Annotated in this window: 9 protein-coding genes and 1 tRNA gene; 4 read left to right on the top strand and 6 right to left on the bottom strand. The window is 62.7% G+C overall.

What is annotated here, in order from left to right:
* Positions 1-38: 38 nt before the first annotated feature.
* From BFX80_RS02840 to BFX80_RS02825, 4 genes are all read right to left on the bottom strand, one after another.
* On the bottom strand, positions 39-2,117 hold the full coding sequence (locus BFX80_RS02840; protein WP_084207909.1) for a transglutaminase TgpA family protein: 2,079 nt from the start codon (positions 2,115-2,117) through the stop codon (positions 39-41).
* Complete coding sequence (locus BFX80_RS02835; protein ID WP_205632726.1) at positions 2,114-3,064, bottom strand: DUF58 domain-containing protein; 951 nt, start codon at positions 3,062-3,064, stop codon at positions 2,114-2,116. The genes BFX80_RS02840 and BFX80_RS02835 overlap by 4 nt, the downstream gene beginning before the upstream one ends.
* A gap of 44 nt (positions 3,065-3,108) precedes the next feature.
* Positions 3,109-4,038, bottom strand: a complete 930-nt coding sequence (locus BFX80_RS02830; RefSeq protein WP_077380031.1) for an AAA family ATPase — start codon at positions 4,036-4,038, stop codon at positions 3,109-3,111.
* 100 nt (positions 4,039-4,138) lie between these two features.
* The gene (locus BFX80_RS02825; RefSeq protein WP_240499649.1) at positions 4,139-4,651 is read right to left on the bottom strand and encodes an NUDIX hydrolase; all 513 of its coding nucleotides are present in this window, start codon (positions 4,649-4,651) and stop codon (positions 4,139-4,141) included.
* A 153-nt stretch (positions 4,652-4,804) separates the two neighbouring features.
* On the opposite strand from BFX80_RS02825, the gene BFX80_RS02820 reads away from it, so the two are divergent.
* Positions 4,805-6,499, top strand: a complete 1,695-nt coding sequence (locus BFX80_RS02820) for an acyl-CoA dehydrogenase family protein (RefSeq protein WP_084207907.1) — start codon at positions 4,805-4,807, stop codon at positions 6,497-6,499.
* A gap of 22 nt (positions 6,500-6,521) precedes the next feature.
* Positions 6,522-7,031, top strand: a complete 510-nt coding sequence (locus tag BFX80_RS02815) for a copper chaperone PCu(A)C (RefSeq protein ID WP_167592965.1) — start codon at positions 6,522-6,524, stop codon at positions 7,029-7,031.
* 124 nt (positions 7,032-7,155) lie between these two features.
* On the opposite strand, the gene BFX80_RS02810 is transcribed toward BFX80_RS02815, so the two are convergent.
* Together BFX80_RS02810 and BFX80_RS02800 are read right to left on the bottom strand one after the other, a co-directional pair.
* Positions 7,156-7,767: a LysE family translocator gene (locus BFX80_RS02810; RefSeq protein WP_084209598.1), complete on the bottom strand. Its 612-nt coding sequence runs from the start codon at positions 7,765-7,767 to the stop codon at positions 7,156-7,158.
* 1,181 nt (positions 7,768-8,948) lie between these two features.
* Positions 8,949-9,034, bottom strand: a tRNA-Leu gene (locus tag BFX80_RS02800).
* 334 nt (positions 9,035-9,368) lie between these two features.
* Here BFX80_RS02800 and queA point away from each other — a divergent pair.
* Positions 9,369-10,460 (top strand): tRNA preQ1(34) S-adenosylmethionine ribosyltransferase-isomerase QueA, encoded by a 1,092-nt coding sequence (queA, locus tag BFX80_RS02795; protein WP_084209597.1) that lies wholly within the window; start codon positions 9,369-9,371, stop codon positions 10,458-10,460.
* 130 nt (positions 10,461-10,590) lie between these two features.
* On the top strand, positions 10,591-11,709 hold the full coding sequence (gene tgt / locus BFX80_RS02790) for a tRNA guanosine(34) transglycosylase Tgt (protein WP_127734466.1): 1,119 nt from the start codon (positions 10,591-10,593) through the stop codon (positions 11,707-11,709).
* The last annotated feature ends 89 nt before the right edge of the window (positions 11,710-11,798 follow it).

The raw sequence follows: 11,798 nt of genomic DNA, 5'->3' as shown, positions 1-11,798 counted from the left end.
AACAAGGAATCACACACCACCACGATGGAAAACGTGAACTATGACAACTTACGGCATAACGCTGACCACTGGCGACGCATGCTACGAGAAGACGAGCCGCCGGCATGAGAAGCGCCCTCTTGCGCGTCATCATTGTAAATCCATTGTTCAACGACTTCCGACAGCTGTAACAATTCTTTAACATTTTCCGGCTGCAGCCGTGCGACACGCCGCAGGTGACTGCCGGGCGCCTCACCCGGGCCAGGGCCAAGCCCGGAGCGCTCCAGACGCTTCGCCAGCCGACGGTAGGCTCTGACACCGGCATGTGTCGTTACCTCACGACCAGACCAGAGCACCAGCACCGCCCCTACCAGTACCACACAGGCCAGCAATCCGAGTACCCCCCAGACCAGCCACTCCCAGCGAAACTCGCCGAACATCCGCTGCCACAGACTACGCTGCTGTTCCAGGCGGAACCCCACGACACTTCGCTGCCAGCGGTACTCGAAACGCTCCCACTGACGCCTCAGATCACGAAGCATGGAATTATTCAGCGTGAAGGCGCGCAGACCGGCATCTGCCATGAAACCCGGCTGACCTTGCAGACTGAGCGCCCCCTGGGCAATACGCTCGGGAGCCACCGCCGCCGTCGGGTCGAACCGGTGCCAGCGCCCCCCATGGAACACCTCGACCCAGGCATGGGCATCGTACTGCCGAATGCTCAACTCACGCTCACCGCTCGCGGCGCCACCCTGCGCCTCTCCACCGAGATAGCCCGCCACCATGCGCGCCGGGATTCCTGCTGCCCGCGCCAGAAAGACGGTAGTCGATGCGTAATGCGTGCAATACCCCTGCAGGCTATCAAACAGGAAATCGTCCACACGATTCATGCCCTCAAGACGCGGGGGCGTGAGGGTGTAGTGGTAAGGCTGACGATGGAAATGCTGGAACAGGAGGCGAAGGAAGCCTTGGGGGTCTCCACCCGCCTGATGCATCAGATCACGAGCGAATGCGCGAGCACGGAGGTTGCCATCCTCAGGCAACAGCAGATCCAGACGCTGCATCCATTGTGGTGCCGCCAAGGGAGGCTGACCGGAGGAACTCAATTTCAGCAATGCACGGGTGTTGAGTGACGACATCCCTTCCAGAGTGCCGTCCACCAGATAACGCGCCTCCTGATCACTCGACAACGGAGCGCCGAGGCTTGGCCGCCAAGGGCGCGGGTCCGGCTCCAGCAACAGCTCATAACGGTGCCGGGGGCTGCCGCCGTCCACGCCCCTGCCACGCACGGCATAGCGCGACGCCGGCCCACCCAACGCACTCTGCAGCCTATCAGGGGAGGCACGTGACCAGCGCACGCCATCAAACAGACTCAAGGTATAGACACGCCAGTAGCGCTCTGAAGCTGCCGGCAAGGCACCGTCGAAACGGGCTCGGAAAGCCAGCTCGTCACTGCGCCCCAGCGCTGCGATATCACCGGGCGATACGCTATCCGTCAGACCGGTCGTGGCCTCTTCCAGCTGAGGAACGTTCCAGAGTGGCGGCAGACGGGGAAACAGCACGAACAATCCCAGCATCAGCGGCAATGACAAGCCCATCAACCAGCAAGTCTCACGCAGTGCCTCACCACTGCGGCGCGCTCCGGCGATCAGGACCAGACCACCGATCAGCCAGCCAGCGGCCAGAATCGCCGCAGCTGCCATCACCGGCCCCTGATCATGCAGGAAGGCGGAGGCCAGCACGACAAACCCCAGCCCACAGACCACGCGACCATCACGCAGGCTGTCAGTTTCCAGCAGCTTGAGCAGATAGATTCCCACCAGCAGGCCGATCATCGCCTCCAGGCGCAACATCTGCCCGTATTCCAGAAACAGCCCTGCTGCCACCAGACATACCGCCGCCAGCCGCAGCAGAATGCCGGCACGCGGCACGCGGGCGCGCAATTGCTGAAACCGCCATAGCGCCGCCAGCAGCGCAGGGAGTGCAAGCCAGATCGGCATCCACAACAGATGCAGCGCCAGCACGAGACACTGGCCAATGAACAGGTGGCGCAGTTCAAGCCAGCCAAGCGCCTGATCAGGCGTCAGAGGTTTGCGTTGCCACCAGCGGCGAGAGACATTGCCATGTGCTCGCGTCATGTCTTTGCCCTCCCGGCCAGCTCTCGAGGCGCCACGGCCTGCTGCTGAACCTCCCAGGGCAGCACCGTCTCTCCTCCAAACAAGGCCAGCGCTTCCAGTACGCGTCGCCGATGCGCCCCACCACTGGCGATGGCCAGCGTCTGGCCCGGCAGGCGCAGCCCATAGGTCGCCTGTGACTTCTCCGCCGCCAGCACGCGTGCCGTCAATTCGCCGAGACGCTGTTCCATGTCGCCATGGCACGCCTCGTAGTCCAGCCACAAGGAGGGGCGTGCCGGCGTCTCGAAACGCTTGGTGACCAGCTCACCGCTGCGCCCCCAGTGCTTCCAGGCCACATGCGCCGGTGGATCACCGGCCACATAGCGACGCAGGCCGGCGAAGTCGCCCTGCTCGACCTGTTCCAGCGTATTGCGACTGCCCTGCGGTGCGGCCGGCATCTGCGGACAGGGGTGGATCATCACCGGCATCTCGATCGCGACCCAGGACCACAGACGCACCAGCCCCAGCGGCCAGCGAGACTCCAGCGTCAATGGCGGCAAGGTGAACTGCCCACGAAGAGCGACCGGCAGCCCCATAGGCGCACTGCCCTCTCCGGCATGAATCTCGAGACGCTGACGACTATTCCCGAGACGCACATCGATGGCGCGCGCCCGCGCCCGCCCGCTCAGCCGGACCAGCAGGCGCAACTCACCGCCTGCGTAGGCCTCGCCATCCGCGATCAACTGGACGCGCACACCGGCAAGATTGCGCCAGCTTCGAAAGATGCTGATCACCGCCAGCGAGAACAACCAGAATGCGAGCGCATGCGCGAGGGAATTCTCGTAGTTGATCCCCAGCAGCAGCAGCATGCACACCAGCACCGCCCAGAACAGGCCGAAGGGCGTGGGCAGGATCATCAGACGGGCATGATGGAGCGCCTCACCGCCGGCGATGGACATCCTGCGCAACATGCGCGCCTTGAGTCGGCCCCATGGTCCGACACTGGCCGCTCGTGTCATGCAGGCACCACCGCCACCTGCCCCAGCAGATGGCGAGCCACGGCATCTCCCTCCGCGACACTGCCCTCGCTCAGTCGATGGCCGACCACCGGCGCCCAGACGGCCTGGACATCCTCCGGCAGCACGTAGTCACGCCCCGCGAGCAACGCCCAGCCACGCGAGGCGTTGGCCAATGCCAGCACGCCTCGCGTCGACAGGCCGTAAGGCACTTCCGGCGACGACCGTGTGGCAGCGACCAGTGCCTGCAGGTAATCCAGCAGCGGTTCAGAGAGGCGCACGCGCGTCACGGATGCCTGCCACTCACGCAGTACCTCGAGCGGCAACAGGGGACGCAGCGCCTCGATGTGCTGGCGACCGGCATTGCCTCTCAGTATCTCTCGCTCAGCCGCAGGCTCTGGATATCCCAACGAAAGACGCATCAGAAAGCGATCCAGCTGGGACTCAGGCAACGGGAAGGTACCGGATTGCTGAAGCGGGTTCTGAGTGGCGATGACGAAGAAAGGCTCCGGCAGACGACGCGTCTCGCCCTCCACGGTCACCTGTCGCTCTTCCATGGCCTCCAGCAGCGCACTCTGGGTCTTGGGCGTGGCACGATTGATCTCATCCGCCAGCACCAGCGAGTGAAAGACGGGGCCCGGATGGAAATGGAAGGCGCTCTCACGAGGGTCGAAGACCGACACGCCGAGAATGTCGGCGGGCAGCAGATCACTGGTGAACTGGACGCGCTGCATGTCGGTGCCGATCAGACGCGCCAGCCCCTGGGCCAGCGTCGTCTTGCCAAGCCCGGGCAGATCCTCGATCAGCACGTGGCCCTGACACAGCAGGCAGCACAGAGCGAGCCGGATCTGATGCGGCTTGCCCGCCAGCACGCTCGACAGTGCAACCTCCACCTCTTCCAGCTGTTGGGGCGATACCTTGGCATTCATGCGCAGACTCCAGCACAGAGAGTGGTAGGGAGAGTGGGACAGAGAAAGCACATGCAGGCGCGCGCAGGGACATGGCACGCCGCCGACAGGCCATCATTGCCTACTCTTCCATGGCAGAGGCGAGAAAGCCCTCACGAATGAGGCGCTCAAGCGCCGTACGGCTGTCCGGCGTTGAAGGATGCAATTCCAGCGCCTGTTGCGGTGTCACCCAGAAGGCGTCAGCCACCTCCTCGGCCTGAAGCGTCAAGGGACCGTCATAACGTGCGAGATAGGCGCTGCCATAGACATGATTGGTGGCATCGCGATAGCAGAAATCGAAGCAATGTCTGAGCGCGACGCCCCGGGCACCGATCTCCTCCTCCAGCTCGCGTCGTGCGGCCACGTGGACCGCTTCGCCCGCGCCGACCACCCCTCCGCTGGCGAGGTCGAAATACCCTGGAAAGACTTCCTTGCTCATGGTGCGTTTCTGGATGCACAGCTCTCCACTGGCATTGAGCACGAAGGCATAGGTCGCTCGATGCCAGTAGCGATAACGCCGCATCTGGCGACGAGGAGCCGTACCGCATGGGCGATTGCGTGCATCAACCAATTGAATGATTTCGTCCTGGATCACCGTACCCTGTCCTTTCCCTGTGCTGATCGTCGCGATGCCACGCACCGACTGATGCCCCCACGGTAGCAGAATGCGACGCAGCTGCCTTCCACTCCGCCAGCAGGCCGCAGGTGTTCTACGCTCAAGGCATACCTCTCATGACAGGACCCCACGATGCCCGACTCGCTGCCTGCGTCCTCGACTGAGCACTCTCGTGAAGAGGAGCGGCCTGCTCCATGGCGCGATGAGGTGCTCAATCAATCGGCACCACCGCTGCGCCATGCCTTCGTCGATGACCTCCCCTTGCGTGAGGCGCTGCGCTGTCACGCGCCTGGGCTCTCGGCGGACCTGCTCACTCGCCTGGCCGACCTCGGGGCGCAGGTGGGCACGCTCGAGACCCGCGCGATGGGGTTTGCCGTCAATGCGCATCCGCCGGTCCTCCACACCCATGACCCACAAGGGCGGCGGCGGGATGACGTCGAGTATCACCCCGACTATCACCGGCTGATGCGCATCGCCCTGGAAGGTGGCTGGCACAGTGTCGCCTGGGAGGCGGAAGGCTGCGGAGGACATCAGGCCCATGTCGCCGCCCTTTACCTGCTCACCCAGGCCGAACCCGGTTTCTGCTGCCCGATCACCATGACCCATGCCGCCTGGCCCGCGCTGCGTCAGGATGAATCTCTGGCCGCCTTCTGGGGCCCTCGCCTGCGGGCCCGCAGCCACGACCCGAGAACCTGTGCCCCTCGCGACAAGCACTGCGCGACCTTCGGCATGGCCATGACGGAACGTCAGGGCGGCAGCGACGTCCGTAGCAACCTGACACAGGCACACGCTGAGGGTGAAGGCTATCGCCTCAACGGTCACAAGTGGTTCATGAGTGCCCCGATGTCAGATGCCTTTCTGACTCTGGCGCAGCTCGAGGAAGGGCTGACCTGCTTCGTGGTACCGAGGCGACGGGAGGATGGCAGCCACAATGGCCTGCAACTGCAACGCCTCAAGGACAAGTGCGGCAATCGCGCCAACGCCTCAAGCGAAGTCCGGCTGGTCGATGCGCGCGGGCAGCGCCTTGGTGAGCCGGGACGTGGCATCACCACCATTCTCGAGATGGTCCACCAGACCCGACTGGATGCTGCCACCGCGCCGGTGGCACTGATGCGCCAGGCACTGGTCGAGGCACTGCACCACTGTCAGCAACGTCATGCCTTCGGCAAGCCGCTGGCCAGCCAACCTTTGATGCAGCAGGTGCTGGCAGACATCGCACTGGAAGTCGAAGCCGGCATCGCACTGTGTCTGCGCATTGCGCGACAGTTCGATGACGCCACACGGGAACCGGATGCGCGCCCCCTGGCCCGCCTTGCACCGGCGATCGCCAAGTACTGGCACAATCGTCGTGCACCGGCACTGCTGGCAGAGGCCATGGAATGCCTGGGCGGCAATGGCTACATAGAGGAACACCTGACAGCGCGCCTGTATCGCGAAGCCCCTGTCAACGCCATCTGGGAAGGTTCTGGAAACGTGCTGTGTCTGGATGTCCTGCGCACTCTGGCCCGTCACCCCGACGCAGGCGAGGCGCTGCTCAGCGAGCTCAGGGACGCCCGGGGGCAGAGTCCTCGCTATGACGCCGCACTGGCCACCTTCGAACGCGGCAACCTCCTTCATCACGCCGAGGAAGCCCGAGCCCGGCAACTGGTCCAGTCACTGGCCGTGCTATGGCAGGCTGCCCTGCTGATTCGCCATGCCCCTGCCGACGTGGCCGAGGCCTTCTGCGCCACACGACTGGCAGGCACCGACATCCCCGGCGCCACTGGCGTACATGGGCTGCCGCCGGGCATGTCACCGCGCCATCTGTTGGCACGGGTACTGCCATGAGAGGCCAAGGAGACGACACCACGTGACACGACTCTCACGCGCGAGCCTGATGCTGGCAATCGCCATGAGCGGCATCCTGTGGATGCGCACCGATGCAAGCGCCGCGACGCCCCCCGTGGCGACAGACCCCATGCTGGAAAATCCCGTGCTGGAAAATCCCGTACTGGAAGATGCCTTCGCACTACCCACGCCTCCGGGCGCGACGACCGCTGCACTCTATATCACGCTCTCGCTCCCCCGAGGCAAGGTCACGCTGACAGGCGCCAGCTCTCCCGTGGCGCAGAGCATCGAGCTGCACGAGATGCAGATGCACGAAGGCCGGATGCACATGCGCCAGCTGGGGCACCTGCCCCTCTCCCCCAAGTCCCCACTGAAGATGCGGCCGGGAGGTGGGCCCCATCTGATGCTGACTGGGCTGACTCAGCCCATCTCGTCAGGCGATGAAATTCCCGTGACCCTGCACTTTCAGGCACGTCCGGATCAGCAGATCAGGGTTCCCGTGAAGGATTACTCCGACATCTTCACTCCGTGATCTTCCGGCTCCACCAGCCACCCCCTGCAACGCAACGCGGCCCTGACATCACCTGTCAGGGCAGCCGTCTTCTACCAGGCAATCTCATTCCTCAACGGTGCATGTCACTCCCGACATGCGCCGGTCAGACACCCCATACGACCCGCAGCGCCAACGCCAGCAACACGATACCGGTCAGGCGATTGATCCATACCGCCCGCGCCTGAAGCCAAGGCAGCACCCGCGAGTGCGACAGTGCCATCGCCACCAGCACATACCAGGCACCGTCGATGCCCATCGCCGTCACGACCACCAGCCACTTGCCCATCTCGCTCATCTCCGGCGTGATCAGCTGACTGAGCAGCGCCACGAAGAACAGGATCAGCTTGGGATTGGCCAGCGCCACCATGAAACCATCGCGAATCGCCATGGAACGGGATGTGGTGACGGCCTGAGCCTCAAGCGCCCCGCCACGGCCCGCCCGCAATGCCTTGACGCCCAACCAGGCCAGATAGGCCGCCCCCAGAATCATGATCGCCTGGAACATGCCCGGATAATGAACGATCAAGGCACCAAGTCCCCAGGCGGTGAGCGCGGCATACAACCCGACCCCCAATGCATGGCTGATACCGGCGGCGACTCCCGCACTTCTGCCACCTCCCAGCGTGTGGCGAAGCACCATCGCCAGACTCGGCCCGGGCGACATCGCCCCCATGGCGCACAGCGCAACCAGTGACAACCACAGATTCAGTGGCATCCAATGCATGACAGTCTTTCCATGTTCCATGGCAGTTCGTGAAAGCGATGCTTGAACAGCGGTTCGCCGCCAGGCGCCCCTCGAGCATCACGCGAGTTCCATTCAAGTTCAGTACAGGTTCTGAATCCCCTGCCCGCGATGGCTGACGGGATGAGAGCGCTTTCCGTATTCAGCCTTCCCCTCTGCAGCTCCAGCGGATACGCCCGATTGTACCAAGCGTCAGACTGGCCCGGCAGCGACATCACCATGTCATGTAGGCGACATTGGTCTTGCACATGACGTGAACCATCAAGCGCGCCGGACAGCGTCGCCAGCGAATCAGAACGATCGAACGCCACATTACATGAGAACATCTTGATATGAGACTATCTTGAAGTACACGATCTTACATACCTGAAAACTTGTGCAACAAATTAACTCTTGTACAAGTTTTCAATAATCAGTAATTTCTTAATCGCTGCTCAGGGAGAGCGGCGAGTTCAGCGTAGTGATGGGCTAAGTGCACAGGCAAGTGCAGCCAGGGAAAGGCCCTGTCAGAGGATGACTCGCGAGTGTGGGGGCTATGCCACGCGGCCAGAAAGATCCGTAAGCCTGAGCTGGTGGGCTTACGAATCTTGATGACTGGCAAGCTCGCGAACTCAAGGAAATGAGACCACTACGCTGAACCTCACCGAATTCAGTCGAATGCTGAGAGGGAGAGGAGAAATGAAAGGGAAAGCTCGAGCGGCTCTGTGTTGTCCGGTATGTTCCGGCCTCAAGATGGACTATCAATACCATGCACCATCCGCCGACCATCTCGTGAACTGCCAGGATTGCCGCGAGTTCATCGGCATGTGGTCTACCCTGCGCCAGGAACTCGCGATACAGAGCACGCGCATTGCACTCCTTGACCCTTCCCTCGCAAGCAACAGCATCTACCGACGCGTCAAGAGCGTTCCACATCAGGCGTGAATCGCCGGCAGATGCGCCAGAGACAAGAAAGCCCCGACATCCGTTCGGGGCTTTTTTATGCCTCAGACACCCAGACCATCATCTGGCAAGAGCGCGAAGAAAGGACAGAGAGGAGAGAGGAAATAGAAAGAAGAGTGCTCTGGGATCACAAGGCAATGAAGTTGAGAGCAATGAATCTGAGGCGAAGGCCAGAAACGCAAACAGCCGCTCGTGAGCGACTGTTTTCAAGATGGTGCCGGTGGTCGGACTCGAACCGACACGCCTATTAAGCGGCGGATTTTGAATCCGCTGCGTCTACCAATTCCGCCACACCGGCAATGGAGCGAAATTATACGGAAGCCTACGCCGAGGTCAACGAGTTTTCACGCCAGATCAGACACATGCAACGCATCCCAGCGACGGATTCACGCACTGAGCGGGACAGGTCGTTCGAAAACGGGACTTCGCGCGAGCCATGCCATTCGGTATCATGAGCCACCTTTTTCGCCTGCCCAGGCTCGCCAGTCCATCCTGCGTATCGCCCCTGACCACTGCCTCTCGAGAGCGGGCAGACAGACAGACGCGCTAACGGCATGAACGCCTGCGAGCAGGGTATCTCCATTGCAGCGGAGCGCCTTCTGCGCGCCGTGCCACCAGAGTTTCCGTTGGCCATGTCACGAATCGATTCCGGCGATGCCTCTGGCGTTGCCCCCTCCGCTTCCGAGCGCCCGCTCCAGCGCAGTGATTATGATTTCAGTCTGCCGGATGAGCTGATTGCCCGCTACCCTTCCGAGCAGCGCAGTGATTGCCGTCTGCTGCACCTGGACGGCAAGAGCGGCGAGATCGTGCATCGCCACTTTCCTGACCTGCTCGAGAAGCTGGAACCCGGCGATGTCGTGGTCTTCAATGACACCCGCGTGATCCCCGCGCGCCTGCACGGCCAGAAGGCCTCCGGCGGCAAGATCGAGATGCTGCTGGAGCGTCCGCTGGATGCACACCGTGGTCTGGCGCACATCCGCTCCAGCAAGTCGCCGAAGCCGGGCACCGAGCTGATCTTCGAAGGCGGCATCACCGCCGTGGTCGAAGGTCGGCAGGACGCGCTGTTCGAGCTGCGCTTCCACGGCGAGACGCCGATGATCGAGCTGCTCAACCAGCATGGCCACATGCCGTTGCCGCCCTATATCACCCGCGATGACGAGCTGTCGGACCGCGAGCGCTACCAGACGGTCTATGCCAGGCGCGATGGCGCCGTGGCCGCACCGACGGCTGGCCTGCACTTCGATGAGCCGATCATGGCCGCCATGGCCGAGAAAGGCATCGAGACCGCCTTCGTCACCCTGCACGTCGGTGCCGGCACCTTCCAGCCGGTGCGTGTCGACAGCATTCTCGAGCACCACATGCACAGCGAGTGGATCGAGGTCGGTCAGGAAGCCTGTGACACGATTGCGCGTGCTCGTGCGGCCGGCCGTCGCGTGGTCGCTGTCGGCACCACCAGCGTGCGCTGCCTTGAAAGTGCTGCCAAGGCCCACGGTGGCGAGCTGGCACCTTACTCCGGTGACACCGACATCTTCATCTACCCCGGTTATGAATGGCAGGTGGTGGATCTGCTGATCACCAACTTCCATCTGCCGGAATCGACCCTGCTGATGCTGGTCTCGGCCTTCGCCGGTTACGAGCACACCATGGCCGCCTACCAGGCTGCCGTGCAGGAGCGCTACCAGTTCTTCAGCTATGGCGATGCCATGCTGCTGGAACGCGCCTGACCCGAGCGATACCTCATCACATGAGCCACGTCATGCGCAGTTAACACGACGTGGCTTACGCTAGCCCCACACCCGCTGCGGCCTGTTTCGCCGCCAAGCCTTAGAGAGAACCATGCGCAAAGAATGCTTCATGAGCTTTGAGAAGCTCGCCACCGATGGTCGCGCGCGACGCGGCCGCATGACCTTCCCGCGCGGCACGGTGGAAACCCCGGCCTTCATGCCGGTCGGCACCTACGGCACCGTGAAGGGCATGACACCGGAATCCATCAAGGAGATCGGCGCCGAGATCATCCTCGGCAACACCTTCCACCTGTGGCTGCGCCCGGGCACGGAAGTCATCGAAGCGCATGGTGACCTGCATGATTTCGCGCAATGGGACAAGCCGATCCTGACCGATTCCGGCGGCTTCCAGGTCTTCTCGCTGGGCAAGACGCGCAAGATTACCGAACAGGGCGTTCACTTCCGCTCACCGGTGGATGGCTCCAAGGTCTTCATGGGCCCGGAAGAGTCGATGGCCGTCCAGCGCTCGCTGGGGTCCGACATCGTGATGATCTTCGATGAGTGCACGCCGTATCCGGCCACGCATGATGAAGCCCGCAAGTCGATGGAGATGTCACTGCGCTGGGCCCAGCGCTCCCGCGATGCCCATGGCGATTCCCCTTCGGCACTGTTCGGCATCATCCAGGGCGGCATGTATCCGGACCTGCGCGAGAAATCCCTCGAGGGCCTGAAGAAGATCGACTTCGATGGCTACGCTATCGGTGGCCTGTCCGTGGGCGAACCCAAGGACGAGATGATCAAGGTGCTCGACTACCTCCCCGAGTGGATGCCGGAGGACAAACCGCGCTACCTGATGGGTGTCGGCAAGCCGGAGGATCTCGTGGAAGGCGTGCGCCGTGGTGTCGACATGTTCGATTGCGTGATGCCGACCCGCAACGCGCGCAACGGCCACCTGTTCACGCCGACCGGTACGGTCAAGATCCGCAATGCCGTCCACAAGCACGATACGTCACCGCTGGACCCGGACTGCGATTGCTACACCTGCACCAACTTCTCACGCGGCTACCTGCATCACCTTGATCGCTGTGGAGAAATGCTCGGTTCCATGCTCAACACCATCCACAATCTGCGCTACTACCAGACCGTGATGGCTGGTTTGCGCGGTGCAATTGAAGCGGGTACATTGCAGGACTTCGTGGAACAGTTCTATGCCGCGCGCGGCCTGCCGGTGCCGCCGCTGGCCGACTGATCGAATCGAAGCGCGACCGGAGAGCAACCCGCTCCGGTCGCCTTGGTATCTGACTCGAGACAGGCGTGAAGCAGCGCTCGAATCACGCT

Origin of the sequence: Cobetia marina (assembly GCF_001720485.1) — a bacterium.
GTDB classification, from domain to species: Bacteria; Pseudomonadota; Gammaproteobacteria; order Pseudomonadales; family Halomonadaceae; genus Cobetia; species Cobetia marina.
The sequence above is the reverse complement of the archived record's forward strand: the minus strand, read 5'-3'. Positions and strand labels throughout refer to the sequence as shown.

Coding starts and splice junctions, on each gene's coding strand:
- queA (WP_084209597.1), top strand. CDS start 9,369: ATGTCACGAATCGATTCCGGCGATGCCTCTGGCGTTGCCCCCTCCGCT.
- BFX80_RS02820 (WP_084207907.1), top strand. CDS start 4,805: ATGCCCGACTCGCTGCCTGCGTCCTCGACTGAGCACTCTCGTGAAGAG.
- BFX80_RS02830 (WP_077380031.1), bottom strand. CDS start 4,038: ATGAATGCCAAGGTATCGCCCCAACAGCTGGAAGAGGTGGAGGTTGCA.
- tgt (WP_127734466.1), top strand. CDS start 10,591: ATGAGCTTTGAGAAGCTCGCCACCGATGGTCGCGCGCGACGCGGCCGC.
- BFX80_RS02835 (WP_205632726.1), bottom strand. CDS start 3,064: ATGTTGCGCAGGATGTCCATCGCCGGCGGTGAGGCGCTCCATCATGCC.
- BFX80_RS02810 (WP_084209598.1), bottom strand. CDS start 7,767: ATGCCACTGAATCTGTGGTTGTCACTGGTTGCGCTGTGCGCCATGGGG.
- BFX80_RS02840 (WP_084207909.1), bottom strand. CDS start 2,117: ATGACGCGAGCACATGGCAATGTCTCTCGCCGCTGGTGGCAACGCAAA.